Source organism: Acinetobacter sp. SwsAc4, assembly GCF_013391535.1.
Classification (GTDB): Bacteria; Pseudomonadota; Gammaproteobacteria; order Pseudomonadales; family Moraxellaceae; genus Acinetobacter.
In genome coordinates this window covers 97,237-123,698 of the sequence record NZ_JACAXC010000003.1, presented here as the reverse complement: position 1 = coordinate 123,698, position 26,462 = coordinate 97,237, and the positions used below count along the sequence as shown (strand labels likewise).

Genomic DNA, 26,462 nt, shown 5'->3' with positions numbered 1-26,462 from the left:
TAATTTCAATGCTAATATTCGCTCGCGGCAATCAATTGACGGGTATACGCTGTTTGAGGCTGACTAAATAAAAGTGCTGTTGCTTGATATTCCAATACTTTCGCATGATGCATCACCATGACTTTTTGGCACAAGGCTTTAATGACTTGCAAGTCATGACTGATAAATAAATAACTAATCTGCTCCTGTTGCTGTAAACGACGCAACAACGCAATGATTGAACGTTGTGTTACTCGATCCAAGGCAGAAGTTGGTTCATCTAGAATAATCAGCTTCGGTTTTAAAACTAAAGCACGTGCCAGTGCGACCCTTTGTCGTTGACCACCTGAAAGTTGATGCGGATATTTGTTTTTATCCTCCAAAGAGAGTTCAACTTTCGTTAAAACGTCATCAATTTCCTCATCAGATCGTTGCTTAGTAATATTTTGAAGGTGAAGCCCTTCCGCAATAATTTGTTCAACAGACATCCGAGGATTTAGGCTACTAAATGGATCTTGAAATACAATTTGAAAATCACGGCGTAGGAGGCGAAGTTGTTTTTGATTGAGTTGATTTAAGTTTTGAAACTGCAAGCAAATTTCGCCTTCACTTGAAATCAAACGTGCAATCGCTAAAGCCAATGATGATTTTCCCGAACCACTCTCACCAACAATACCCAAAGACTCGCCTTTGGACAAATTGAAATGTATTGAGTCCGCTGCGACCTTATACGCTTTAATTTGGTTCAATAAACCACGTTTGATAGGATATTTGACCGTGACATTTTTTAGTTCAAGTAATGTCTCGCTCGGCGTTAGCGATAGAGCTTGTCCAAAATCGTGATTGAGTAAATTTCGTGTATATGCAGTTTTGGAGTGTGTAAAAATTTCAGTCGTACTACCCTGCTCTTCTACCTGACCTTGATTCAGCACGACCACATGATCTGTATATTGCTTAACCAGATTTAAGTCATGGCTAATCAAAATCATCGCCATGTTTCGTTGCTGTTGTAGTTTTTTTAATAAAGCTAAAATTTGCGTCTGTAAAACCACATCCAATGCTGTTGTTGGTTCATCCGCAATCAAAATCTCTGGCTCTAAAGCCAAAGCCATCGCCAACATCACACGCTGTCGTTGCCCACCCGACAACTCATGTGGATAGCATTTAAGAATTTGCGCTGCTTCAGCAATCCCAACATCCTGCAATAAAGAAAGCGTCTGTTGTCGAATATCCGCTGTAGAAATACCTTGCAAAATCAAGCTTTCAGCCATCATTTTTTCTACGCGATGCAAAGGATTTAATGCAGTCATTGGTTCTTGGAAAATAATGGCAATCCGCTTGCCTCGAATCTGCTGTAACTGAATTGGACTTAAAGACAACAGCGCTTGACCTGCAAACTCAACTTGTCCTTGTACTGTTAGATTATTAGGTAACAACCCCAATAAAGCCAAAGCACTGATTGATTTACCAGACCCACTTTCTCCCACAATCGCAACAGTCTGTGCAGGGTAAACATCAAAACTCAAATCTTTCACAAGACGATGTCCTGTTTCATTGTGAATGCTGAGTTGCTTAACCCTTAATAAAGCTGGATTTGAAACCGTATTATCGTCTTGGGTCGAATGCATCACGCGCAGCCTCCCCAATATAAATCAGTAAAGAAAGTACAATTGCTAAAGTAAAGAATCCTGAAAGTACCAACCAAGGTGAATCTAGGTTATTTTTACCCTGTAATAATAGCTCCCCAAGTGAAGCAGCATCTGGTGGTAAACCATAACCCAAAAAATCTAATGCAGTTAAAGCGATAATATTGGCGGTCAACATAAAAGGTATTTGCGACAAGCTAGAACTCATGGCATTGGGTAAAATATGCTTAAAAATAATTTGATGATCACGAACACCCAAGGCTTGAGCCGCACGAACATAATCAAAATTTCGGGCACGCAAAAACTCTGCTCTGACTAAACCCACTAATTCTGTCCAACCAAACAACAACATGATCAAAAACAACCAATAGACACTAGGGCTAAACATACTGACCAAAATCATGACGATAAAAAGCATAGGTAAACCACCCCATACTTCTAAGACACGTTGCCCAATTAAATCGATCCAACCACCGTAAAAGCCCTGAATTGCACCGACAATAACACCAATCACGCCGGAACAAAGTGTCAGAGCAAAGCCAAATAGGAGAGAAACACGTAAACCGTAGAGAATACGAGCAAATACATCTCGTCCCTGATCATCCGTTCCAAGCCAGTTTTGTGAACTCGGTTTGGAGGGAACTGGTACAGTAAGCGAAAGATTTGGTGACTGATAAGAAAATGCAACGGGTGGAGAAATCATCCAGCCTTGATTTTGAATTAGTTGTTTTACCGCAGGGTCTTGATAATCTGTCGCCGTTTCAAAGACACCACCAAACGTGGTTTCTGGATAGTCTTTAAAAATAGGAAAATAAAAAGACTGCTGATAACGAACCAACAAAGGTTTGTCGTTAGCAATAATCTCAGCAAATAATGACAAAATAAAAATGATTAAAAATAGAATGAGACAACGAACGCCCAATTTATTTTGTCCAAAACGGTGAAATCGTGCGCGCATCAGAGGTGACATCATTTTCCACCCCTCGCTTCAAAATCAATCCGAGGATCAATCATTTGGTAAAGCAAATCACCAATTAAACGTAAAATCATTCCAAATAAGGTAAATAAGAACAAAGTTCCAAAAATTACAGGATAATCACGTTGGGTGATTGCTTCAAAGCCCAATAAACCAATCCCATCGAGATTAAAAATGATCTCGATAAATAAGTTACCGACGAAGAAAATACCCACCAATGCTTCGGGCAAAGCTGCAACCACCACTAAAATGGCATTACGAAAAACATGCCCATAAAGTACCTGATTGTCATTTAAACCTTTTGATCGTGCTGTCAGAACATACGGTTTCTTTAATTCTTCTACAAAAGAATATTTGGTCAAATAGGTTCGTGCAGCAAAACTCCCCAATACCATACTTAAAATGGGTAAAGTCATGTGCCATAGATAGTCTTTTATTTTGGCGAAAAAACTTAACTGATTAAAGTTTTCAGAAACTAGTCCTTGTAATGGAAACCACTGTAGGTAACTCCCACCTGCAAAAAAAACGATGAGCAGAATCGCAAAAACAAAAGATGGAATGGCATAACTCACCGCCAGCAACAACGAAGTCGATTGATCAAACAGCAAACCATTATTTTTGGCTTTCTTGATGCCCAATGGAATCGCAATCAGGTAAATCAGAAAGGTACTCCACAAGCCTAGAGACAAAGTGACAGGCAGTTTTTCATAAAGCAATTGCGTAACAGGTTTATCTTTAAAAAAGCTTATACCAAAATCAAATGTTAAATAGCCTTTGATCATCAACCAGAAACGCTCATGTGCAGGACGATCAAAACCATATTGTGCTTTAATTTTATCAATCATTTCAGGACTGAGCCCACGTGCGCCCTGATATTGCGCCAAGTTACTTAGGCTAGATGAAGCGCTTGCTCCTGTACCTAAACCCTGTGCATTTTGTATCTGTTGGATGGCTTGTTCGACAGGTCCACCTGGCGCAATTTGGACAATAATAAAGTTAATCCACACAATGAAAAATAATGTCGGGATCATCAATAACATTCTTTTCAGAATATAGTGAACCATCTCATAAGATCCTTCATTATTTTAAGTCAGATTTTCGTATTGGTTGATCGAGTTTATTAGCTTTTACACGATCCACCCACCAATATTCCCATCCTACAGAAAGTTTCGGTTTTATTTTCGGTTGCTGATACATATCCCAATAAGCAAACCATCGCTCAGGTTTACCATAGGTCAGAATTTGATAATACCCTGCACGCAATAAACGATCGAGGACATGAGTATACAAGACGACTTCTTCTCGGGTTTTTGCGGCGACAATTTTGTTAATCATTTGATCAATTGCAGGGTTCTTTATCCCTGAATAGTTATAATTTCCTGCTTCATCCGCAGCAGCACTCCCCCAAAACTGGGCTTGCTCTTTACCGGGTGTCAAAGTCTGTGGCAATTTCAACATCATCATATCGAAATCCTGATGACGGATTCGCTCCACATATTGCGGAACATCCACCTGTCTGAGGTTAACTTGGATTCCCAAACGATTCAAATTACGCACAAAAGGCATCAACTCACGTTGTGGATTTTCTTGCTGCATTAATAATTCAATACGAACCGCTTTACCCTGCCGATCATATAATTGATTACGACGAATCAAATAGCCAGCATCTTTTAAAATCTGTTGTGCAACCAATAAATTCTGCCGATTGAAACCACTACCATCAGAAACAGGATAATGCCAATCTGCTAACACACCTTGTCGTATGACTGGATTTAGTTGAGCGAAGAAAGGTTTCAAGACTTTTAATTCTGCGGCGCTGGGTCGACCTGTTGCAGCCAGATCAGTATTATCGAAATAGCTTTGTAAACGCTGATTTTGATTAAAGAATAAAGCTTTATTTTGCCATTCAAAATCATAAGCATACGTAAGTGCTTTACGAAGATGAATATCATTCAGTGGTGAACGACGAATATTAAATACCAAGCTTTGAATATCGAGCGGTGTCCCCAAACGTGCTTTGTATTTTTTGATCTGACCTGCTTGCACGGCGGGAAAATGATAAGCTGTCATCCAATTACGAATATTTTTTTCTTCATATAAATTAAATTGGCGAGATTTAAAACCCTCAAAACTAACATCTAAATTTCGATAATACACATATTTGAGTCGATCAAAATTATAACGCCCTTTATTGACTGGCAAATCCTTGGCCCAATAGTTTGGACTGCGTTTATAAGTGATACTCCGCCCTGCATCAATTCGCTCAACAATATAAGGCCCTGAACCTACAATCGGTTGCAATGTCACACGCGTAAAATCTTTATTTTTCCAATCCAATTTTGAGTAGATCGGTAGACTCGCCAAAATCAGTGGCATTTCCACATTGTTCTTAGACTTAAAAATAAATTTGACCTGATACTTAGAAATCACTTCTGTTTTTGCTAAATCAGACAAATACATTTGAAAGCCTAAATTGGCTTTGGTTTGGTAAGTGTCAAAGGTGAATTTAACATCTTCTGCGGTCAAGGGCTGACCATTGTTAAAACGGGCTTGAGAGTTTAAATGAAAGATCACATCTTTAAGATGATCAGGATCGTAACTCACTTTTTCAGCTAATAATGGGTACATGACCCGAGGCTCATCTAAAGCACGATCCATTAAACTATCAAAAAGATAATTTACACCTTCCGTAGAACTCCCTTTGCCATTCATGCTATTTAAATTATCGAATGTGCCTAAACTAGATTGACTGAGCATTCCCCCTTTAGGTGCATTCGGATTGGCATAAGGCATCGCATTTAACTTTGCATATTTAGGTTGAACATGCATGGCTAAATAAGGTGTCGTCTGCATGGTGGCGCATACGAACTGAGCAAAAAGGCTTAGTCCATAGAATAGACTAAGCCTTCTAACTAAAACAAATTGATTCATTCCTAATTACAGATTTGGAACTTTAATCACATCACCAATACGTAGTTGTGTACTTGGAGTGAAATCATTCATTTCAGCAAGTGCACTAGTATCCATACCATATTTACTTGCTAGACCAATCAAAGTATCACCACGTTTTACTTTGTATTCAGTCACTGTTTTAGGTACTAAAATACTCTGACCACGTTGCAAACTTGCATTCGCTTTCAAATCATTTAACTCAGCCAATTCACGACCAGACAGTCCAAAACGGTTCGCAATACTATTTAGAGACTCACCCGCCTTCACCGTATATTTTTCAGTATTCTTGCTTGGCGTAGACTTAGCACTGTTTTTACTATTTTCAGATTTTGCTGATTCAGCTTTTGGTACATCACCCGTAAGTTTTAGCTTTTGCCCAACACGAACACTACTACCACGAGATAGACCATTTAAAGCAGTTACATAATCTAGTTGTAAATAATAACGACTCGCGATGTTGCTTAAAGTATCACCTGATTTTACGGTATAAACATCTGGTGCCGTTTCTTCACGCTCTTTCTCTTTTAACTTGCTATTTGCACTGAGATTATTTTTGCTCGGCACATCACCTGTTAGCTTGAGCTTTTGACCAACACGAACACCTGCGGTACGTTCTAAACCATTTAAATCAGCAATATAATTTACTGTCAGCTCATATTTATTTGCGATCGCATTAAGACTATCACCAGATTGCACGACATATTGCTCAGGAATCGTTGAACCTGCTGGCACTTTTAAAACTTGCCCTAAACGAACACTTTTGTTGGCTTTGAAGTTATTCAGTTCAGCCAATTCACTCAATGTAATTTTAGATTTTGTTGCGATACTCGATAAAGTATCACCACGCTGTACAATATAGGACTCTGTCTTATAGTTACTTGATGCTGTTACATTTTCATATTTAACCGCACTTTTAGGTTCGACAGTTTCTTCTGTTTTTGAAACCTCATGCAGCGGTACGTTAATTTTTTGCCCAACAAATAAATTGCTGCTTGCAGTCAAACCAGAAGTTAAATCAGCCAATTCTTGATTAGATAAAGCATAACGATCAGCAATCAGTTTTAAATATTCCCCACGCTTCACTGTATAAGATTTCGTGGCTACCTTTTGCATCGTCGTTGCTTTATTTTCGACAGTGCGAGCTGACTGTTGTGGTGCGTTTAATTGAGTGTTCCGTGGATTGTTTTTTGGTTCTTTGAGCGTTAGTTTTTGGCCAACAAATAAATTATCTGTCACTGATAAATTATTATAGTCTGCTAACTGTTTTAAAGTTAAATCAAAACGGGTTGCTAAATTGGTAAGATTATCCCCTGATTGTACGACATAACTCTCAGGTTTACGTTCAACGACTTTTGCAGCCTCAACAACCTGTGGTTTTGCGTCATATAAATACAGGCTTGCACCTACAAATAAGGTTCCAGTCGGATCAATCTGGTTCCACGTTGCGATATCACGCCAATTGACACCATTTTTTTGTGCAATCAAAGCCAAGGTATCGCCTGGTAACACGACATAAGTGCTACGTTTTCCTTTCGGTGCAACCACCACAACATCAGTATCCGTTTTAATATACGGCTTTCCTTGATTGCGTTTGGCATCTTCACTATTTGCTGTCGCTGCATCTTCAACTAAGTTCTTTGGATAAGCAAAGCCCTTGCTGACCTCAACGCCTTTCTGATCAGCAACAGATTGGCTAGTTTGAATTGCTGTTAATTTAATCTTGCCATCAAATGGATCGACAATTTCTGTACCTTGAGGTGCAATTGCTTTAATTTCAGCAACGACTTGGTCTTTTTCTGCTTGTGTCGCTTGTGGTTCTAATACTTGAGTAACTGTTTTCTTCTCGCCCGTTTCTTTTACAGCGGCAATAATTTGTTCACGCTCTTTAACCGAAATCGGTGGCTCAATCTTAACTGGCTTTACATTTTCCGCTGGTGTAATCGCAACGGGAATACGCGGGGCACTAGGTACATCGGCAGCAGCAGCAAATGAAGCTAATGCATCAGAACCTCGTGGTGTATTGGTTTTAGTCAGCGTTGATGTTGTTGGGCGCGTTACTACTGTATGACTTGCCGTTAAAGGCGGTGGTGTCTTAGTTGACGGTGTAATCGTCTGACCTGAGTTGATATTGGTTCGAACTGTGGTAGTAGCGACATTAGATGTATTGTTATTCATTGCAGGTGGCTGGCTATTGCTTGCCCAGAAACCACCTGAACTTACTTTTCCAGAACGTAATTTCGCATCGACTGACGGACTTAAATCTGCAGGAATTAAAATACGCATTGGGCTCATTGGATCAACGGTTTCACCGCGATGAGCAGGGTTCAAAGCATACAATTCCGCACGGCTTAAGCCTGTAATTGAAGCAATTTGATTCATATCTAAAGGTGCAGCTAAACCAACTTCACGGAAGTGTGGACGGTTTGCGATAGGCGGCAAACTTACGCCATAGGCACTTGGATTTTTAATAATTTGAGCAACCGCCAAGAAGCGTGGAACATAGTTCATGGTTTCTTGCGGAAGTTTTAATGACCAGTAATCTGTTGGTAATCCTGCTGCACGGTTACGGTTAATCGCCTGTTGAATACGACCCGGTCCTGCGTTATAAGCAGCCAAAGCCAATTCCCATGAACCGAATTGATTATATAAACTACCTAAAAACTCATAAGCAGCGCGTGTCGACTCAACCACATCACGGCGACCATCATATAGACTGGTTTGCTGCAAACCATAAATACGCCCCGTGCTTGGGATAAATTGCCATAAACCCGCTGCTGCCGCACTACTGGTTGCAGCTGGATCGTAAGAACTTTCAATAACAGGAAGTAAAGCCAATTCGGTTGGCATACCACGGCGTTCAGCTTCTTTAACCGTATGATACAAATAACGACTGGCACGCGCGCTTAAGCGATCTAAATATGGTTGACGAGAAATAAACCAACTACGTTGTGCTTCAATACGAGAATCCCAATGGTTTAAATCCATTTTGAATCCAACCGTCATTCGCTTCCACACATCACCGTGTTTCAGTACCAATAAACGATCACCTTCAACAGCGCGCATATCAGTAGCTGATAATAAATCTTCTAAAGAATCTAAACTACTTGCATCTAAATAACCTGAACCAACTTGCTTAGTTGATGATACTTTGTTTGATTGTGGTGTTGAGGAACAACCTGTCGTAATTCCCAACGCAGTTAGAGCAGAAGTGAGTACAGTGATTTTGAATAATGATGTTGCAGATGTTTGCAGCACCAATGTGTTCGATTTATACATAAAAACTTCCAGTCAACTCACGCTAGTTTATTTCTTTGATTTGCCATTGTAGTAAAGCATGTCACTTAGACAAGGCAATAATTTAACGTGATTTGCATGGAAATGTTACAAGAAATTAAAAAATATGAGTTTTGTAACCGCTCAACACCAGAATTAAGCTTTAAAATATAACTTATCTAGCTAGAGTGCTAAACTCTAGCCATATACATTCAAATAAAACATCATTTTTTATGAATGTAATCTCGTAATACAACACAAACTTTTAACTTTAGGTTTAACTATGTCTCAAACAATCACACTTTATGTTGATGGCGCATGTAAAGGCAATCCAGGTTTAGGTGGTTGGGGTGCATATATCATTACCGAACAAGGTGAACATAAACTTTGTGGCGGAGAACCTGAAACAACCAATAACAGAATGGAACTGCAAGCTGCGATTGAAGGTGTAAGTTTTTGCCCTACAGACGCACATCTGATTATTTGGACTGATTCCAATTACGTTAAACAAGGTATTACTGAATGGATTCATGGTTGGAAAAAGAAAAATTGGAAAGATGTTAAAAATCCTGATTTATGGAAAAAGTTGGATGCTGTTTGCGCTAACCGAAAAATTGAATGGAATTGGATCAAAGGGCATGCTGGACATGCTGGTAATGAAATGGCTGATCAATTGGCCAATCTCGGTGCCGAACAAACGGCTCAACAAATGAAATCTCTCGTGCAGGCTAACGCTGATACAAAAAAGCCTGAATCTGACTGGTTATTAGATGACCCATTTGGTCTCGACCTTGATGAAGATATTGATAACTTGGTTGAAGAAGTCGAAGAGATCAGTATCGAGGAAATTAAGCCTGATGTAGCTGTAATGAGTCACTCAATAAGCCCAAATACATCAACAACGACAGTTCACCCTCAGATTGTTATTACTGAGGCAAAAGTACACTTACAAGGCCCTCGCCAACTTATTCTGGATACCGAAACTACAGGTTTCTATTTCCAAGATGGTGACCGTATTATTGAGGTTGGTGCGATTGAAATGATCAATCGTAAACTTACAGGAAGCTCAATTCATATTTATATCAATCCAGAAAAACCTGTAGGTGACTCTGAGGATATTCACGGTATCAGCGATGAGTTTTTGCAAGATAAACCTAAATACGCAGAAATTGCCGACACACTGTTTAATTTTTTACAAGGCGCTGAAATTATTGCGCATAACGCGACATTCGATATGAATTTCCTAAATATGGAGTTCAAACGTGTTGGTCTGCCATTATTATCTGATGTTTGCGAAGTTACAGATACACTGGCTTTAGCTAAAAATAAACATCCTGGGCAAAAGAACTCTTTAGACGCTTTAGTTCGCCGTTATGAAATTCCTGCACGTGATCGTACCTTCCATGGTGCGTTACTCGATGCTGAAATTTTGGCTGATGTTTATCTCGCAATGACGGGTGGACAAGTTTCTTTTGATATGGATGCCCTTTCACAAAATGAACAAAACCAAAATAAAACCACTCGTTCTCGTATCGAAGTAGATTTACCAATTATCTATCCATCAGAACATGAACTAAATGAACATGAGACTTGGGTCAAACAATTTGAGCAAAAACATGGAAGCGCTTGCCTTTTTGCAAAATAAATTTGCTGTTGAGCGTAATTTTTTGTATTTCAAGTTTTCAAACTTAAGTTATATTAACTGTTAATGATTTTGCCTCCTATTCTAGGAGGTTCATGGATATAACAACTTAGGAAAGGTGTAGGTCATATGTCTTACCAAACCTCGATTCATTTCGACCCAACTGCATTATTAATAATAAAAAATGAGATCGACAATTCGATTAAATTGGTGGAGACAGCAGTCAATACGCTTGCCGAAGAACAATCATTGCCTTTTGGTATTGATGACGCACTTAATCAGTTCGAACAGTGCACACAAGTACTTGCATTAATTGATATGCCTCATTTAGCACAAATCACTCAATATTCAGCTGAGCTTATGCGCCAAATCATGGCTCAACCGCAACAAATTAAAACTAGCGATATCGTTGCTCTCAGTGAAGGTACAACGATGTTAAAACGCTATATTGAGTTTATTTGTTTACGTGAAGTCAAAGTACCTCAGTTCTTAATTGATACGCTTAATCGCTTGGAGAAAGCTTTAGGCAAGCCAATTACTAAAGAAGGTCAAACGCTTCAACCGTTACTGGATTTCATGACACCAAACTTTAATTTGCCACAAGCACCAAGTTTGGAACAATCGAAGTATATCCACCAACTTTATAAATTATGCTTAAACAAGCTGATTAAACAAAGTGAATCTCCTATCGATTTACAAGGAATTAAACTCGTTGGTGTTTACCTTGCAGGTTTAGCTAACAATCTACCGAGCCAACAATATTGGCAATTGGTCAATGTAGGCTTAGGGCATATTGATGAGCTTTTGATTACAGAAGCACGTTTACGTACCCTTATTCAAATCGAAACGAATATTGCAAAATTCTTGGCTCAACCAACAACTTATCAAAACAGTATTGCTGATTTGGCAGATATTTTGACGATCTGCATCAGTCAAGAAGATGATTTATCACAACATATTCGTCAACAATTGAACATTGGTGATGAATTACTCAGTGATACTCAACTTCAAGTTTTGAGTCGTCATTTATACGGTCCTGACTATGAAACGGTACATACAATCAGTCAATTAATAACAAATGAAATGGCTCAAATTCGTAATGAAATTGAGTATAACCATCAAAATATGTCGGCTGAAAAAACCCAAGAACTACAGCAAAAGTTAACTCAACTTTCTAATGTATTTAAGGTACTTAACTTAAATGAAGCAGCTAAAGAATTAACTCAGCAAGCTGAAAAATTGAGTCAACCGAATACATTAACTGATGCAACTTCTATTCAACATTTAATGAATAGCATTTTGGCATCGATGAATTCAATCGGTATCTTAGAGCGTAATTACACTTCCAGTCGTTTACAATTACGCGTCAACAATATGCAAATTTCTTTAGATCGTTTAGATGAAGCTCATCGAGCATTGTTGACTGAAACTAAGACTTTGATTGAAACATTGACTCAAACCTTAAGTTCGTATGTACAAGATCCAACATCTAATACATTAGAAGCCCTTCCTGTATATCTAAATGAGTTATCAGGCGCTGCGTTATTCTTAGGTAGCTCTGCTCAACAAACTGCACTGTTAGGTGCAGCACATTTTGCACAGCATCGTTTGAATCAGAACGAAGCGATTGATGCTGAGCAAATTAACTGCATTCTAAATGTTGTTGCTGGTTTAGATTTACTCGTTGATAACCTAAACAATAAGCAACCTGTATTGCAATCTATGTTTGATGTGGCATTATCAAGCAGTCAGCAATTACAAAACATAGCCGCATAATGACTCAACTATCACTTGCTTATATTTTTCAACACCAAAAACTGCTAGTCGACCAAAATCTTCAACTGCCAGAAGTTGAAAAGTTAGCAAGTGATTTACCCTTGAATCATAATGATCACGTTATTGCGCGTGATCTACTTGAAAATGAAGCCATTCCCGATGGCTATCAGCTCGTTCCAATCCGTGAACTGATTCAGTCATGGTCAACTACAGAATTTCTTCAAGCCAGTCGAGCAGTCCAACTATTAGAATGGCGACGTAATCATAAATTCTGTAGCCATTGCGGTCATATGACTGAAATTCACGCCAAAGAATACGCAATGGTTTGCCCAGCTTGTGGCTATCATCAATATCCTCGCGTTCAACCTTGTATTATTACAATAATTACCAAAGGTGATGATGAAATCTTACTTGCAAAATCGGCGCATAATAAAAGTAATATGTACGGGCTAATTGCCGGATTTGTTGAAGTCGGTGAAACATTAGAAGAAGCTGTACAACGAGAAGCTTTTGAAGAAGTCGGTTTAAAACTGAAAAATATTCGTTATATGTCGAGCCAACCGTGGCCATTTCCAAGTAATTTAATGATTGCTTTTCATGCTGAATATGATTCAGGTGATATTCAATTACAAGTGGAAGAAATTAGCGAGGCTCAATTCTTTAAGTTTGATCAACTACCTGAAATTCCATTTAAAGGTAGTATTGCACATGCAATGATTATGCAAATCGTTGAGAATAAAAAAGCATCTTAATCAAGATGCTTTTTTTATTTAATCTTCTAAAGCTTCATCTAAGAAATGCAAAATCGTTCGCTTGGTTTTGAAGTAATGACTTGCAAAACTGGCCAAAGTCGCCACAATGGTAATATGTCCAGTCTTAGGAATAATCATCACATGGCTATGATTACCCTTTTCTCTTAATGCCTTATCAAGATCAAAACTATTATGATTACCAACCAACTGATCATTCTCAGCCATCAATAGATAATGTTTAATCTTATTCGGATTAATAAAATAATACGGCATCACTTGTTGGTACGATATTTTTGGATCAAATGCATGTTCAGATAAAGGATCATCTTTATAGTCAAAATGATACGGGCCAGCCAAACCCACAATTGCCTTAATATTATCTGTATATTTAAATTGCTGAGGCTGAGCAGAATACACCACAGACATCACATTAAAGGCACCCGCAGAATGTCCCATCAAAATGATGTTATCGGTTGAAATATTCAATTTAACTTTATTTTGATTCAAATAATGAATCGCTTGCGCTAGATCATCGACAAATGCTGGAAAGATATTCTCTGGAGCGAGTTGATAATTAATAACAGCAACATCAAAACCTTCTCGAGCAAAGGTTTCGCCAATGAATAAATAATCTCTCTTATTACCATGTTGCCATGATCCACCATGTACAAAAACAATCAAAGGTTTTTGTTTCTTTGGATTCTTGGTTCGATAAAGATCCAGTCGATTTCTGGCTTTTAATCCATAAGCAAGATGTTCTTCTTTTTCAAAAGTATCCTTTGGCGTCAGATAATTCATCGAATAGCTTGCTAAATCATACAGGCGAAATTCCTGATAAAAGTTTTTCGCCCGTATAACATTTTCTTGTACTTGTTGAATAAGTTGCTTCATAGATTAGGGTTTAGTCGGAGTAATAGTCGCTGGTTCAGTCTGATCAGGATCAATTGCAACTGGAGTTTCAACTAAAGGTTGTGTTGAAGCACCACCAATCATCGGTGTTGCTGCTGTAGCACTTGCTACCGTTCCAGATGGTTGATCAATATTATCAATCAGTGTCACGATTTTACTCACATTACCAACTTTTTGTAAGACATCATCTAAGTCTCTTATCTCAGCAGTATTTAAACGCCCCATCACATAAAGGATGCCATTTTCAGTATGAACTAATACTTTACTGTCAGATACAACAGGTGCTCTCATTAGCAAACCACGAGTATTTGCAGTCACAGTAGAGTCCTGCATAATCGTGTTGTAATTTACTTTATCACCAACAGTAATGTAGTTATGCACAGCTTTTACATCACTCATCGCTCTTAAATTGTCTTCTGCTAATTGTTTCAAATAAGGATCAGGAACTTGCCCTGTTAATAAAACATTACTATGAAAACTTTCAATATTGATGCGTGACTGCTTAAAGCGATGGTCTAGTTTGTATAGGTTGATATTTGCAGTACGCTTGATTGAAGAATCAATAAAAACCTGCCCTAGACTACGTTCACCACTGCTTGTACCAACAGGCGCCGATCCTGTTCCACCAGAAATAAAACTCGCACATCCCGATAAACTTGCAACGCAAACCAACGTCATCGTTAAACGTTTCAACACTTGGCAAGACTCCCTATCCACTAACTTGTTCAATCTACTGCACTTGTCTTGAAATGACTCAACCGTATCTCAATCCAAAGTAAACGCATGTTTAATCCATTGCTGATCATACTTCAATTTGGAAAAATCTGGTTGTACTGTTTTTGCAAGTTTCTGTGGAAAATCAAAACAGATCACATCAAAACGACAGTCAAAATTGTAATAATTGGGATATCTTTGTAAAAAGAACTGTGCCGTCTTAATAATCTTACGTTGCTGTGAATACGAAATCACTTCACAGGCCCCTGCATAACTGCCTGCGGAACGGGCTTTCACCTCCACAAAAACCAGCTCATTTCCACGTTTGACAATCAGGTCAATTTCTCCAAAACGTGAATGGTAGTTTTTATTGACATATTGATACTGCTGGGACTGTAAAAATAGCAATGCCGTCTGTTCTGCCCATTGTCCCAAAAGATGTTTGTGTTGTTCCATTGTGCCCATATCTTATTTTAAAATTTCAATGCTATTTTTCTGCTGCCTGTAACAATACGGCTGCCTGTAGATTTTACGGTCTTTTAATTCAATTACACCTGTGCGCCCAACAAAAGAGAACTGCACCTATCCAGTTTGCTCCAAGCACTGTTGACTTATCGTCCAAGCATCTCCTCCAAAAGCTAATAAACGTTGAAATGCCATTGTTTCTGGTTGTTTCTTATAGGCTTCGATTAAATCTGCCCATTGCCCATTATATAGCGCGGGTGTATCACAAAACTTAAACCAATTGGAATAGATTGTCCCTGCTCAATACTCATCGGTGTGACGTAAATATTCTTTTCGGGTAATGTACCTAATTGTTCCAACCAATGGTGACTCCCTAACAATAATACCCCTTCTTTATTTGATCGTTTTTGTGGTACTACATCAACAAATTCTATTTCTGATGAAAATTGATCCTTTAGTGCAGAAAGCAAAAGTTCTGTTGCTAACTCAGTTCCTGTTTCTCGAACGATAAAAAGCTTTTTGATGCGATCTTTCTGAAAATGATGATTTAATGCTTTGACTCGCTCGCGCCATCGTACCCGATTCAGGTAGAATCACGAGTATGTCCGCATATACAGGACTTACAAGCGCTGCCAAACCTAGCAGCAAACAATATTTTTTGTAATACATGAGGGAGTTACCTTTTATGAGTGCTCAATTATTTGTTGTAGCAACCCCGATTGGGCACTTAGATGACATGACCTTTCGTGCGATTGATATTTTAAAGTCTGTATCGGTGGTTGCGGCAGAAGACACTCGTCAATCTGCTCAATTATTTAAACACTATAATATCTCAACACCGTTAACAGCATGCCATGATCACAATGAAAGTAACAAAATTGATCAACTTATACAAAGAATGTTAAATGGTGAAAGTATTGCTCTGATTAGTGATGCAGGAACACCGTTAATTAGTGACCCTGGATTTAAGTTAGTACGCGCAGCACAAGAACATAAGATCCGCGTCATTCCAGTACCAGGTGCCTGTGCTGCAATTGCAGCATTGAGTGCTGTAGGTTTACCAAGTGATCGCTTTAGTTTTGAAGGTTTCTTACCGTCAAAGGCTTCACAACGAATTAGCCAACTTGAAAAACTAAAAGATGAGACACAAACACTCATTTTCTATGAAGCGCCACATCGTATTTTAGACAGTGTAAAAAATATGGCTGAGGTATTTGGTGAAGATCGACCTGTAGGTTTTGCTCGTGAAATCACAAAGACCTTTGAAACTATTAAAAAAATGACTTTAAAAGAATTGGTCACTTTTATTGAAAATGATCACAACCAAGAGAAAGGTGAAATTGTAGTTGTGGTGGGTGGTGCCACTGCTGAAAAAGACATGGCGCAGGATAAACTAGATGAGTTGCTAAAACGCTTATTACAAGATTTATCAGTCAAGGCAGCATCTCAATTGGCTGCTGATTTGACAGGTATCAAAAAGAAAGTTGCTTATCAACGTGCTTTGGAATTGACTCAAGATAATAAATAATACTTAAAAAGATACGTAGGAAATGGCTATAGACTCATTACCCATGTTAGGTCCCCATGAAGGCAGAGAACTTGAATTGCTGCTTTCTGGTGAAAAACCAATTGCCTTTTTTTATGAAGGCATTCCTGATGAGTTTTTGCCTTATCTTGAATCAGGCATTTTAAAATCCCGAACCAAGGCCACTACAACTCGCATCCCCAATATACAAATGGAAAATATTCTTATTTATAAGGATGTTGCAATAGAGCAAGTGGATGAATTGATATCGGTCATTGAACTATCCCTCAATCAACCGAAAGCAGGATTTGTACCAGAGCTTGAGCGAAGAATTGGTCAATTGCTGGGCTATCGAGAGGAAGATATTGAATTCTATTTACAGCATCTTTCCAGAAACAAGAAATAAGCATACCAAACACATATTGCTGCCTTCATGGAATGGATAAGGCATCAATACTCTCCAGAATGCACAATGTGGGATTCTTAAAGCACTGTAATGTGGACACAAATCACATCAATATCAAAAAGCACCACAGTCGTGATGCTTTTAAATCTTTTCAGCTTATTCGTGGGTCTCACCCGGTGGAACTTCGGTAATACGCCCACCACGTGCCAAAAACGCTGCAACCTCATCTTCTAGAGCTTGGCGTTGTTTCTGTTTAGCAGTCACTGTTAAGGTTTCTGCTTCAGCCAAATCTGCGTCATTGACACTTGACTCTTCGCTATCCGCACCACTTTCTGCAGCTTTCGCTTCTTCATCGTCTACCGCAGAATCTTCAGTGTTTTCGTCGTAATCATTCATTTCCGTCATATTACTCTCCCCACAATGACTAAACTCTCATCATCGTTATTTGGTCATCAGAACTTGATGAAATTTAACAAGCTCTTCTCATTTATCAAAGCAAAATATTCATTAAATTGTGCTTTTTATAACCAAATTCACTCTGATTTATAAATGATTGTTTAAAAAATATCTACTGTTTTTTAGCAAGCATAACGAGTGTGCTGTAAAGCCCCTAATCCATTCGCTTGTCGCATAAAGCGATCTTTAAACCAATCGAATTGTTCAACTTGTTTTAGGCCAAAGTTCCGTGCCCAAACAAACGGAAATAATTCTGAACTTTCCAACCAACCAATTGCGGACATACTGTGCATCATGGCATCATTCTGACCTTTACGTTGGTGTTCATAGCGCAATAACGTTTGCTCATTGGCCCACACACCACGTTTTAAATCGTGCAGTAGAACATCACACAATACCGCAGCATCCAGACAGCCAATATTTACACCTTGACCAGCCAAAGGATGAATCACATGTGCTGCATCGCCAATCAAGGCTAAACCAGATTTAATATAACGCTGCGCTGCGCGAGCTTTTAGTGGAAACTGTGCTCTAGAACGAACCGCAACTACTTTTCCCAACATTTGCAGACTTTCTTGAGTCAGTAAGCGCATAAAGTCTTGATCATTTAATGCCGAATATTCATCGGCATAATCATCGGGTAAAGTCCAGACAATCGACTGCCAATAACCATTCTCTTGTGCATCCAAACTCGCCATTGGTAAATATGCCAGTGGACCTGTCGGTAGGAAAATTTGACGAGCCACATATTGATTCGGTTGTGTGGTTTTAATCGCGCAACTGATGGCAGCCTGTTTGTAATCCAGTACATCTAAATCGATATAGGCTTGCTCACGAACAAAAGAGTTCGCACCATCTGCACCAATCAGCAACTTGGTTTTTAGTACTGTGCCATCCGCCAATTGAATTGACCAACCTTGTGGAATCTGCTCAATCCGAATCACTTTGACTTGAGTGCGATAGTCTTTGAGTTGTTGCAGCATTTTTTGTTGAATCGCAACATTCAAGACACTTGGCTCAACCATCGAACCCAAAGCCTGATCTGATTGAGGTTGCTGTTCAGATGCATGGCCAAAATTAATTTCACCATAGCCATTTTTATTCCAGACTTGCATGCCTGAATAGGGCATTTGACGTGCTAAATCATCCCAAACATCGACTGTTTTAAGTAAGTGAATCGTCGCCTGACTCAGTGCCAATACTCGAGGATTCATGACTGCCAATGTCTTTTCTTGATCTAGCACAGGCGCAGCATCAAGCACCGTCGCTTGCACCCCACCTTGGGCTAGCAATAAAGCGGTTAGACCACCGACTAAGCCACCGCCAACAATCACAACATCTAACAGCTCACTCATGCTTTTAATCCCATCGCATAGTTAGCAACCAAAGGTTTAACACCCGGAATCATATCAAATGCAATCAGTCCAGTATTACGTAATAACTTGAGAATTGGATTTTGATTACTAAAACCACGTACCACTGAATCACAGAACTTAATCACCCTTTGCTGATCAGTTAAGCGTGCTTGTTCATAAGCCAATAAATTATCAGGATTGCCAATATCATCTGACTTCGCCAATTGCTCCATCAAGAAACGAACCAACACATCTGCATCACGTAGACATAGGTTAAAACCTTGCCCTGCAACTGGATGGATGGTATGTGCGGCATTACCCATCAACACCACACGCCCAACGGCTTGCTTATTTGCCAAAACCTGAGCCAATGGATAGCTAAAACGTTTACCTGTTTTTTCAAATTTTCCAGCACGATCACCATAGGTTTCCTGTAAGGCATCAAGGAAATGTTGATCATTTTCTTCACCCAACCATTCTGCTTCAGTGCCTTTCTTCACAGGCCACACCACTGAACGGCGGTATTCACCTGGCAAAGGCAAAAGTGCCAATGGCCCTAAAGCACTAAAACGTTCAAAGCCAACCTGTTGATGTGGCTTAGAAGTTTGAACCGTGGTGACGATGGCGACTTGATCATAATCATGTTCATCGACACCTACCCCAATGGCTTGGCGACAAAATGAATCACGACCATCAGCCGCAATCACCAACTTGGATTTTAAGGAATGGATATATTCACCATTGCGCATCGCTTCGATTTGCACATGGTCTGTATCTTGCGTCAATGCAGTGACTTGCACACCATCAATCAACTCAATCAAAGCCTGTTGACGAACTTGTGTCAGCAACACACGACCCAACCATGCGTTTTCAATCACTTGCCCAAAGCTTTCTACTTTTTCTTGTTCAGCAACTAGGCGTGCCTTACCAAAGCTGCCTTGCTCTGTGATATGCACTTGTAGAATTGGTGTTGCATGTTGTTGTAAGGCTTCCCACAAACCCAATTTTTGATAAATCTGTACGCTGCGGCGTGACAATGCGGTGTTACGCGCATCAAAGCTAGAATGATAAGGGGAAGCGTTCTCGTCATCGTAATTTGGATATTTCACAGCTTCTAATAACTTTACTGCGATATTAGATTTTGCCAACATTAAGGCAAGGCTGAGTCCAACCATACCCCCACCGACAATGATGACTTGTTGCTGCATAATATTATTCCTTATCAGTTTTTCATGACTTAATGTTTGGAGACTATCTTACTCTAACTTAAATCAGCAATGGAATTTGTACTTTGTTTGGTCTGTGTTTTATTTTAATTCGACAAATAAAAAAGGCTTATCCTAGAATAAACCTTTAGATCAATATTTCTGACTTAACTAGCCATTAATTGCTCAATTTCTTCAACAGTTTTCACCACATTTTTGGTCAAAACCAATGGACCACTTTCAGTCACAACAATATCATCCTCGATACGAATGCCGATACCCCGCCATTTTGCATCAACTGTTTCATCATCGGGTGCAACATATAAACCAGGTTCAACAGTGACCACCATACCTGCTTCATAAGCACGCCAATCTTCGCCAGTCTTGTACGCACCGACATCATGCACGTCCATACCGAGCCAATGCCCAGTTCCATGCATAAAGAATTGACGGAATGCTTCACTCTCAACCAACTCATCCACATTGCCACTCAGCAACCCAAGATCAACCAAACCTTGAGTTAAAATCTTGACAGCCACTTCATGTGGATATTTATAGTGATTGCCAATACGAGTTGCATCAATGGCAGCCAATTGAGCATCTAAAACAATATTATAAAGTGCTTTCTGTTCAGGACTAAATTTGCCATTTACAGGGAAAGTCCGCGTAATATCCGATGCATAAAACTCATATTCACATGCTGCATCAATCAAGACCAAATCGCCATCGTTTAATGGCTTGTTATTTTCAACATAATGCAAGATACAAGCATTTTCACCACCACCGACAATGCTGTTATAAGCAGGTACACAACCATTTTTACCAAAGATATAATTGAGTTCTGCTTCAAGTGCATACTCCATCACATTCGGTTTTACGCTTTGCATGGCACGGGTATGCGCTTCAGCACTGATATTCGATGCGATCTGCATCAATTCAATTTCTTTTGCTGATTTTTTCAAGCGCATTTCATCAACAATACGGTCTAACTGAACTACTTCAGCGGGTGCAGCGCCACCACGACGTTGTTGTGCATCTGCCTTTTGAATCCATTGGCTGACACGTGCATCAAATTCCGCATTTTGGCCAATACGATAGTAAAGACGCTGTTTATTTAACAACTTGTCGATAATTTCTTCATCGAGCAGATCAATTGCATACGCTTCATCTGCATCATAGATTTCAATCGCACCATCAATCCCAGCACGATAGCCATTCCAGATTTCCATTTCACGATTACGTTCACGGCAGAACAAGCTATAACTATATTCCTCACCCTCTTCAAAAGTTTCAATGATTGCAACCGCTTCTGGCTCTGCAAATCCAGTTAGATAATAAAAACTACTGTCTGCACGATATTTATAATCCGCATCACGATTACGATACATTTCTGCTCGAGTCGCAATAATTGCAATGCTATTACTGCCTATTTGTTTAGCAAGAAGATCACGACGTTGTTTGAAATCGGCTTGACTTAATTTCATATTGTCCTTCTGATGAAGATGAATGATTGTAAGTATCTTTATTTATAAGAGCTTAAGGCACCGCCCGAGTTAACTCGGACGATGCGGGGTAAACATTTCGACAACCGTTTGCGGATCAGTCGCCTGATTATCTTGATTTCTGCTTTTGGCATGAAAGTTTTTCAATAATGAACTTTCAGCGACAGCAATCTTTTTACGACCAATCGATAAGCTCACAGGAATCAAACGTACAAACTCATACAATTCCTGATAGCTTTCTTCACCCTCTTCATCATTATCGGAGTCTTCAAACTCAACAGCTGCAACATCTTGTAAATGTTCAATCAGCTCTTGTTCTTCACCACGAATATGACCTGAAGCCAAACCAAAACCGAGGACTACGCCTGCGCACCAATCAGCTAAAGCTTGCACACGATCTACAAGCAAATGGCTATCATCTGGAAGCATAGGCAAATAATCTAATTCATCATCTGACAAAGCATGAGAAACATCTTCTGCTTCATCCGTTAAACTTTCGAGTGCTTCTGACTGTAAAGCTGGCACGTTGAGGGTGTTTAAAATTTGTGACCATTCATCGGTGGTTGGCGCTTGTGTGACACAAACTATACCTGTGAGTAAACCATGTAACTCACTTGGGCTTGAAATTTCTTCAATCCCATCAAAATGGGCATTCCATTCCGTCCAACCTGAAATATCGTCTTGCATTCGTTTATCCAATCTCTATACTGCTGTATATATTACCTTTGATTGCAACTCTGTGCGACCTTCGTTATGTTAGAACAATTACAGCGTCTACAAGCGCATATTGGTGTTTTAAAAACACGCTTACATCATTTAGAGCGAGAGAATACTTCGCTTACTGAGGCTAAACAACTCGCTGAAACTGATCATCATGCACAAGTTGTGCAGAAAAATAGCATCATCACGCAAAAGCAGGAAGAAGTTGATAACTTAACTGAACAATTGTCTCAGTTACAAGATCAATTTAAACAACTGAATCAAGATGCAACAACTTTAGCGGAACGTTATAGCCGCTTAGAGAAAAGCACCACTGATTTAAAAAACCGCTTCCAAGAGATTTTAGCTGAGCGTAATGACTTACGTGTAAATAAAGAGAAATTACAAGTACAGCAACGTCATAGTCAGCAGGAAATTCAGGACTTGCAGCAGGACCGTGATCGTTTGCTACAAAAAAATGAGTTGGCAAAATCTAAAGTTGAGGCGATTATCCAGCGTCTGGCTGTTCTTGGTACAGCACAGGATCAACATGCACAAGAGATTCAGCAACTTGCCCACCCAAATGCTGAAACACAAGAGGAAAACTGATCATGAGTGAACAAGTGACAGTAGAACTTCGTTTAATTGAACAGACTTTTCGCTTAAATACCACTGAAGATAAACGTGAAGAATTAGAGCGTGCAGCTGAACTACTGAATCAAAAGTTTCAGGATATGCGACGTAACGCTCCTCGTGTAGAACACAATAAGTTAGTCATTATGGTTGCGTTACAGATGGCACAAGATGTGTTTAGTTTGAATAAATCTTTGCAGGAATATGCTCACTGTGAACGCCTACTTCAAACCATCTTGGAAGATGTCGAACAAACTGTTGAGTAAAATTGCACAAAGCCTCATCAATTAATAATTATCTTTACAAGTAGCGATTGTCATCGTGTAAAGATCGGTTATACTAAAACTGTCTCTAGGGTGTTCGCCAGTACGTCTAGTCCCCTGCCGATACTTAAATTTATGGATGTGTCCTGTATATTTTGAGTGTATGCCTACCCCGAGTAGGAAACCCAGTAAGTATGCGTCACCTCCACCTTGAACTCATCGGGTTCAGGGTAACGACTATGCAGCGGCATCTCTGGAGCAACTTTTTTAATTATAAAAATAATGATTTCACCTCAAGTATTTTTTAATAAACTATTTATTTTGAATAGAATTTATACTGTTAAATTAATCCCCATTAAATTTTCTAAATCTTTTTTATAATAGTTCATAAGGATGCAGCGTTGGATGGCTGCATCGGAGTAGGTTTGATTTCGCCCTTGTTTGCCTTTTGATGGAGCATACCATTGCGTAGCAGGATCAAACCAAATGGCAATATTTCCGCGATGAATGAATGCTCAGTTATATGTTGATGATGTAAGTTGGGTCAAAATAAAGCCCCTACTCTCAATTTATGAGAATAGGGGCTTTATTTTTCTTAAAATGAATTATGATTTATTCAAACGTAAAGCATTCACCACAACAGAGAGCGAGCTTAATGACATTGCTATAGCAGCAAACATTGGTGTGAGCAATAATCCTGTTAGTGGATAAAATAAACCTGCTGCAACAGGCACACCTAATCCATTATAAACAAAAGAGAATGCAAGATTTTGCTTCATATTTTTTACCCCTAATTTTGCCATATGAACTGCTTGTGCAACCCCTTGAATGTCCCCTTTAACTAAAGTCACTTGCGCTGTTTGCTTGGCAATATCTGTTCCTGTTCCCATCGCAATACCAACATTCGCCTGCGCCAGTGCTGGTGCATCGTTGATACCGTCGCCAGCCATTGCCACAATTTTTCCCTGAGCTTGTGCTTGTTTCACAATTTCAAGTTTTTGCTTAGGATCAAGATTGGCATAGACTGTTTTAATACCTAAAGCATCTGCAACCATATTTGCATTTTTCTGATGATCACCAGTTGCCATAATTACTTCAATTCCATCAGCATGTAGTTGATCAATCAAAGTTTTGGCATTTTGTTTGATTGCATCATGAATCGAAATATAGGCAATCACTTCTTGTTCTGACATCAAAAAACTAAACACATCGCCTTGTGCACGTTTTTGATCCAACTCATGGATTAAATCAGCATCTAAGGTCAACGCCAACTGTTCAATAAGCTTCTGACTGCCAATATACAGGGTCTGGTGATCAATGTTTCCTTTCACACCAAAGCCTGTGACATCTTCAAAATCAGAAACATTGAGCAATTGATTTGGATCAACCAGTTTAGTTAATGTCTGTGCAATTGGATGTGTCGAATATTGTTCAATTGATGCAATCCATAACTCAATTTGTGTCTGGCTATACGCTTCAGATAAAGACCGAATCTCTTTTAAACTTGGCTTACCCTCGGTCAATGTTCCTGTTTTATCAATAATCAGGGTATTGACCTTGCTTAAGGCTTCAATTGCTTCTGCATCTTTAAACAGCACACCTTTTTGAGCTGCTCGACCCGTGGTTGCCATCACTGACATTGGCGTTGCCAAGCCAAGAGCACATGGACAAGCAATAATCAAAACAGCAACTGCACACATTAAAGCCAAATCAAACTGTGCTTTCCCAAATACCATCCACGCAATAAAAGTCAGCACACTGATACTGAGTACGGCGATCACAAAATATTTTGCAACCACATCTGCAATTCGTTGCAATGGTGCTTTGGAGCGTTGCGCATCAGCGACAGTTTGGATCATTTTGGCTAATGTCGTGTTCGTACCCACAGCAGTGGTTTGGATTCGAATAGCGCCTTGTTGATTAATTGTCCCGCCAATCACTCGGTCATCTTTTTCCTTTTTCACAGGAACAGGCTCACCCGTCATCATGGATTCATCAACATAGGTCTTTCCATCAACGACTAGACCATCTAATGGAATTTGCTCACCCGATGATATTTGCAAAATATCACCTTGTTTGACCATCGCTATATCCACGTCAACAACTTGATCATGCTGCACAAGTTTCGCTTTAGCAGGTTGTAAACGAAGTAAAGCTTTTAATGAATTTGCTGTTTGTGAGCGTGCTTTTAGTTCTAAAATTTGACCCAACAAGCTCAATGAAACAATCATACAAGCTGCTTCAAAATACACAGCGACACCATGCTCTGTTTTCGCCTCAACTGGAATGAGTGATGGGAAAATGGTTGCAATCACACTATAAATAAATGCTGCAAGTACCCCAACACCAATCAAACTCCACATATTCAGATGTCCTGTTTTATAAGACACCCAGCAACGTTGTAAAATGGGATAACCCGCCCATAACACCACAGGCAAACTTAAAAGAAGCTCAATCCACGGCTGAATATGTGGCGAAATAAAGGCATGAACATGTGAACCCATGGCTAAGATCATCACCAACAAACTCAAAGGTGATGTAGTCCAAAAACGTCGACTAAAATCTACTAACTCAGGATTTGGTCCATCATCCAAAGTGGGTTGCATCGGCTCAAGTGCCATCCCACAAATTGGGCAAGTTCCTGGCCCTTTTTGTACAATTTCAGGATCCATTGGACAGGTATAATCCATGTCCATTGCTCCCTCGGGAACTGGACGCTGATCAGCGGGAATTAGATAAAATTCAGGATCATTTTTAAATTTATCTAAGCAAGATGGGTTACAAAAATAATAGGTTTTACCTTGATAATCTGTTTTTAAATCTGTCGTGGTTTTGACTGACATACCACAAACAGGATCAATCTCTGTATCAACTAAATTGCTTTCACTTGAATGATCATGCTTTCCACCACAACAAGAAGAAGATTTTTTAGCTTCATCTTGAATAGATGCTACTTCTGGTTTAGGGCCACAACATGAACTTAGTTTTTGCTTCGTTGGCTTAGGCTTACAACAAGAAGATGTTTGAGCTAATTCAATAGCTTGCTCTGATTCACTTTCACAACATGAACCTACTTTTTGTTGAGACTGCTTAGCACAGCAAGATGATATTAATTTTAGATCTTGATCTGATTTTAAATAATTTTCAGGTTTTGAGCTGAATTTCTGTTGGCAACCTGCTGAACAGAATAAATAGCGGATACCTAGATAATCAAAATAGTGCTGCGAATTTTCAGCGACTGTCATACCACAAACAGGATCAATATATTCGTACACAAGCGGTACTTCATTTTTAGAACAGCATGAAGATGGTTGTTGAGTCATGACGACACCTA

The 26,462-nt window shown here is 39.3% G+C and carries 21 protein-coding genes, 1 other RNA gene and 2 pseudogenes; 8 read left to right on the top strand and 16 right to left on the bottom strand.

Translation table 11 applies throughout. From position 1 onward, the window contains the following. Positions 1 to 11: 11 nt before the first annotated feature. Genes HYG88_RS03155 through HYG88_RS03135 form a run of 5 tightly spaced genes read right to left on the bottom strand, consistent with a single transcriptional unit; the run spans position 12 to position 8,829 of the window. Complete coding sequence (locus tag HYG88_RS03155) at positions 12 to 1,607, bottom strand: ABC transporter ATP-binding protein (RefSeq protein ID WP_178882601.1); 1,596 nt, start codon at positions 1,605 to 1,607, stop codon at positions 12 to 14. Continuing rightward, on the bottom strand, positions 1,585 to 2,595 hold the full coding sequence (locus tag HYG88_RS03150; protein WP_178882602.1) for an ABC transporter permease: 1,011 nt from the start codon (positions 2,593 to 2,595) through the stop codon (positions 1,585 to 1,587). The genes HYG88_RS03155 and HYG88_RS03150 overlap by 23 nt, the downstream gene beginning before the upstream one ends. After that, positions 2,595 to 3,665 (bottom strand): microcin C ABC transporter permease YejB, encoded by a 1,071-nt coding sequence (gene yejB / locus HYG88_RS03145; protein ID WP_178882584.1) that lies wholly within the window; start codon positions 3,663 to 3,665, stop codon positions 2,595 to 2,597. The genes HYG88_RS03150 and yejB overlap by 1 nt, the downstream gene beginning before the upstream one ends. A 16-nt stretch (positions 3,666 to 3,681) precedes the next feature. Further along, complete coding sequence (locus tag HYG88_RS03140; protein ID WP_178882583.1) at positions 3,682 to 5,532, bottom strand: extracellular solute-binding protein; 1,851 nt, start codon at positions 5,530 to 5,532, stop codon at positions 3,682 to 3,684. A 6-nt stretch (positions 5,533 to 5,538) separates the two neighbouring features. Then, positions 5,539 to 8,829 (bottom strand): LysM peptidoglycan-binding domain-containing protein, encoded by a 3,291-nt coding sequence (locus HYG88_RS03135; RefSeq protein WP_178882582.1) that lies wholly within the window; start codon positions 8,827 to 8,829, stop codon positions 5,539 to 5,541. A gap of 280 nt (positions 8,830 to 9,109) precedes the next feature. On the opposite strand from HYG88_RS03135, the gene dnaQ reads away from it, so the two are divergent. The 3 genes from dnaQ (at position 9,110) to nudC (ending at position 12,996) form a co-directional block, all read left to right on the top strand. Further along, positions 9,110 to 10,471, top strand: a complete 1,362-nt coding sequence (gene dnaQ, locus HYG88_RS03130; RefSeq protein ID WP_005157782.1) for a DNA polymerase III subunit epsilon — start codon at positions 9,110 to 9,112, stop codon at positions 10,469 to 10,471. Positions 10,472 to 10,597: 126 nt separating this feature from the next. Further along, on the top strand, positions 10,598 to 12,244 hold the full coding sequence (locus tag HYG88_RS03125) for a chemotaxis protein (RefSeq protein WP_178882581.1): 1,647 nt from the start codon (positions 10,598 to 10,600) through the stop codon (positions 12,242 to 12,244). After that, positions 12,244 to 12,996: an NAD(+) diphosphatase gene (nudC, locus tag HYG88_RS03120; protein ID WP_005157794.1), complete on the top strand. Its 753-nt coding sequence runs from the start codon at positions 12,244 to 12,246 to the stop codon at positions 12,994 to 12,996. The genes HYG88_RS03125 and nudC overlap by 1 nt, the downstream gene beginning before the upstream one ends. Before the next feature lie 18 nt (positions 12,997 to 13,014). Here nudC and HYG88_RS03115 read toward each other — a convergent pair whose 3' ends face one another. The 4 genes and pseudogenes from HYG88_RS03115 to HYG88_RS03100 all read right to left on the bottom strand — a co-directional run bounded on the left by HYG88_RS03115 (position 13,015) and on the right by HYG88_RS03100 (position 15,753). Then, positions 13,015 to 13,887, bottom strand: coding sequence for an alpha/beta hydrolase (locus tag HYG88_RS03115; protein WP_178882580.1), 873 nt, complete (start codon positions 13,885 to 13,887; stop codon positions 13,015 to 13,017). A 3-nt stretch (positions 13,888 to 13,890) separates the two neighbouring features. Then, complete coding sequence (locus tag HYG88_RS03110) at positions 13,891 to 14,601, bottom strand: BON domain-containing protein (RefSeq protein ID WP_178882579.1); 711 nt, start codon at positions 14,599 to 14,601, stop codon at positions 13,891 to 13,893. 69 nt (positions 14,602 to 14,670) lie between these two features. Beyond that, entirely contained in the window at positions 14,671 to 15,075 is a 405-nt protein-coding gene (locus HYG88_RS03105) for a YraN family protein (protein WP_087536259.1), read from the bottom strand. 12 nt (positions 15,076 to 15,087) lie between these two features. After that, positions 15,088 to 15,753: pseudogene (locus tag HYG88_RS03100) on the bottom strand (hypothetical protein). Between the two features lie 16 nt (positions 15,754 to 15,769). Between HYG88_RS03100 and rsmI the strand changes: the two are divergent. Together rsmI and HYG88_RS03090 are read left to right on the top strand one after the other, a co-directional pair. Beyond that, complete coding sequence (gene rsmI, locus HYG88_RS03095; RefSeq protein WP_087546771.1) at positions 15,770 to 16,612, top strand: 16S rRNA (cytidine(1402)-2'-O)-methyltransferase; 843 nt, start codon at positions 15,770 to 15,772, stop codon at positions 16,610 to 16,612. Between the two features lie 22 nt (positions 16,613 to 16,634). After that, a complete protein-coding gene (locus tag HYG88_RS03090) occupies positions 16,635 to 17,015 on the top strand; it encodes a hemin receptor (protein ID WP_087546663.1) in 381 nt (126 codons plus the stop codon). A 156-nt stretch (positions 17,016 to 17,171) separates the two neighbouring features. Here the strand turns inward: HYG88_RS03090 and HYG88_RS03085 are convergent, their stop codons facing one another. From HYG88_RS03085 to HYG88_RS03065, 5 genes are all read right to left on the bottom strand, one after another. Next, positions 17,172 to 17,420 carry a hypothetical protein gene (locus HYG88_RS03085; RefSeq protein ID WP_087546662.1) on the bottom strand — a complete coding sequence of 83 codons (249 nt, stop codon included), beginning with the start codon at positions 17,418 to 17,420 and terminating at the stop codon, positions 17,172 to 17,174. A 173-nt stretch (positions 17,421 to 17,593) separates the two neighbouring features. Beyond that, positions 17,594 to 18,826, bottom strand: a complete 1,233-nt coding sequence (locus HYG88_RS03080; protein ID WP_178882578.1) for an FAD-dependent monooxygenase — start codon at positions 18,824 to 18,826, stop codon at positions 17,594 to 17,596. Then, complete coding sequence (ubiH, locus tag HYG88_RS03075) at positions 18,823 to 20,034, bottom strand: 2-octaprenyl-6-methoxyphenyl hydroxylase (RefSeq protein ID WP_178882577.1); 1,212 nt, start codon at positions 20,032 to 20,034, stop codon at positions 18,823 to 18,825. Before ubiH ends, HYG88_RS03080 begins: the two co-directional genes overlap by 4 nt. Positions 20,035 to 20,198: 164 nt before the next feature. Continuing rightward, positions 20,199 to 21,515 carry a Xaa-Pro aminopeptidase gene (gene pepP / locus HYG88_RS03070; RefSeq protein ID WP_005157846.1) on the bottom strand — a complete coding sequence of 439 codons (1,317 nt, stop codon included), beginning with the start codon at positions 21,513 to 21,515 and terminating at the stop codon, positions 20,199 to 20,201. Positions 21,516 to 21,584: 69 nt separating this feature from the next. Further along, positions 21,585 to 22,220 (bottom strand): UPF0149 family protein, encoded by a 636-nt coding sequence (locus HYG88_RS03065; RefSeq protein ID WP_005157848.1) that lies wholly within the window; start codon positions 22,218 to 22,220, stop codon positions 21,585 to 21,587. Positions 22,221 to 22,286: 66 nt separating this feature from the next. Between HYG88_RS03065 and HYG88_RS03060 the strand changes: the two genes are divergently transcribed. The 3 genes from HYG88_RS03060 to ssrS all read left to right on the top strand — a co-directional run bounded on the left by HYG88_RS03060 (position 22,287) and on the right by ssrS (position 23,392). Then, the gene (locus tag HYG88_RS03060; RefSeq protein WP_005157850.1) at positions 22,287 to 22,841 is read left to right on the top strand and encodes a hypothetical protein; all 555 of its coding nucleotides are present in this window, start codon (positions 22,287 to 22,289) and stop codon (positions 22,839 to 22,841) included. Positions 22,842 to 22,843: 2 nt separating this feature from the next. Continuing rightward, positions 22,844 to 23,131, top strand: a complete 288-nt coding sequence (locus HYG88_RS03055; RefSeq protein WP_004912439.1) for a cell division protein ZapA — start codon at positions 22,844 to 22,846, stop codon at positions 23,129 to 23,131. Between the two features lie 79 nt (positions 23,132 to 23,210). Then, positions 23,211 to 23,392, top strand: a non-coding RNA gene (gene ssrS / locus HYG88_RS03050) — 6S RNA. A gap of 122 nt (positions 23,393 to 23,514) precedes the next feature. On the opposite strand, the pseudogene HYG88_RS03045 reads toward ssrS, so the two are convergent. Together HYG88_RS03045 and HYG88_RS03040 are read right to left on the bottom strand one after the other, a co-directional pair. Beyond that, positions 23,515 to 23,643: pseudogene (locus tag HYG88_RS03045) on the bottom strand (transposase); the annotation flags it as partial. Between the two features lie 90 nt (positions 23,644 to 23,733). Further along, positions 23,734 to 26,451 carry a heavy metal translocating P-type ATPase gene (locus HYG88_RS03040; protein WP_178882576.1) on the bottom strand — a complete coding sequence of 906 codons (2,718 nt, stop codon included), beginning with the start codon at positions 26,449 to 26,451 and terminating at the stop codon, positions 23,734 to 23,736. Positions 26,452 to 26,462: the final 11 nt, after the last annotated feature.

What these genes read in the sequence shown, in the direction of transcription:
- pepP (WP_005157846.1), bottom strand. Translation starts at nt 21,515, where the DNA reads ATGAAATTAAGTCAAGCCGATTTCAAACAACGTCGTGATCTTCTTGCT.
- HYG88_RS03140 (WP_178882583.1), bottom strand. Translation starts at nt 5,532, where the DNA reads ATGAATCAATTTGTTTTAGTTAGAAGGCTTAGTCTATTCTATGGACTA.
- HYG88_RS03105 (WP_087536259.1), bottom strand. Translation starts at nt 15,075, where the DNA reads ATGGAACAACACAAACATCTTTTGGGACAATGGGCAGAACAGACGGCA.
- nudC (WP_005157794.1), top strand. Translation starts at nt 12,244, where the DNA reads ATGACTCAACTATCACTTGCTTATATTTTTCAACACCAAAAACTGCTA.
- HYG88_RS03040 (WP_178882576.1), bottom strand. Translation starts at nt 26,451, where the DNA reads ATGACTCAACAACCATCTTCATGCTGTTCTAAAAATGAAGTACCGCTT.
- HYG88_RS03060 (WP_005157850.1), top strand. Translation starts at nt 22,287, where the DNA reads ATGTTAGAACAATTACAGCGTCTACAAGCGCATATTGGTGTTTTAAAA.
- dnaQ (WP_005157782.1), top strand. Translation starts at nt 9,110, where the DNA reads ATGTCTCAAACAATCACACTTTATGTTGATGGCGCATGTAAAGGCAAT.
- HYG88_RS03090 (WP_087546663.1), top strand. Translation starts at nt 16,635, where the DNA reads ATGGCTATAGACTCATTACCCATGTTAGGTCCCCATGAAGGCAGAGAA.
- HYG88_RS03150 (WP_178882602.1), bottom strand. Translation starts at nt 2,595, where the DNA reads ATGTCACCTCTGATGCGCGCACGATTTCACCGTTTTGGACAAAATAAA.
- HYG88_RS03085 (WP_087546662.1), bottom strand. Translation starts at nt 17,420, where the DNA reads ATGACGGAAATGAATGATTACGACGAAAACACTGAAGATTCTGCGGTA.
- rsmI (WP_087546771.1), top strand. Translation starts at nt 15,770, where the DNA reads ATGAGTGCTCAATTATTTGTTGTAGCAACCCCGATTGGGCACTTAGAT.
- HYG88_RS03115 (WP_178882580.1), bottom strand. Translation starts at nt 13,887, where the DNA reads ATGAAGCAACTTATTCAACAAGTACAAGAAAATGTTATACGGGCGAAA.
- HYG88_RS03055 (WP_004912439.1), top strand. Translation starts at nt 22,844, where the DNA reads ATGAGTGAACAAGTGACAGTAGAACTTCGTTTAATTGAACAGACTTTT.
- HYG88_RS03135 (WP_178882582.1), bottom strand. Translation starts at nt 8,829, where the DNA reads ATGTATAAATCGAACACATTGGTGCTGCAAACATCTGCAACATCATTA.
- HYG88_RS03155 (WP_178882601.1), bottom strand. Translation starts at nt 1,607, where the DNA reads ATGCATTCGACCCAAGACGATAATACGGTTTCAAATCCAGCTTTATTA.
- yejB (WP_178882584.1), bottom strand. Translation starts at nt 3,665, where the DNA reads ATGGTTCACTATATTCTGAAAAGAATGTTATTGATGATCCCGACATTA.
- HYG88_RS03125 (WP_178882581.1), top strand. Translation starts at nt 10,598, where the DNA reads ATGTCTTACCAAACCTCGATTCATTTCGACCCAACTGCATTATTAATA.
- ubiH (WP_178882577.1), bottom strand. Translation starts at nt 20,034, where the DNA reads ATGCAGCAACAAGTCATCATTGTCGGTGGGGGTATGGTTGGACTCAGC.
- HYG88_RS03080 (WP_178882578.1), bottom strand. Translation starts at nt 18,826, where the DNA reads ATGAGTGAGCTGTTAGATGTTGTGATTGTTGGCGGTGGCTTAGTCGGT.
- HYG88_RS03065 (WP_005157848.1), bottom strand. Translation starts at nt 22,220, where the DNA reads ATGCAAGACGATATTTCAGGTTGGACGGAATGGAATGCCCATTTTGAT.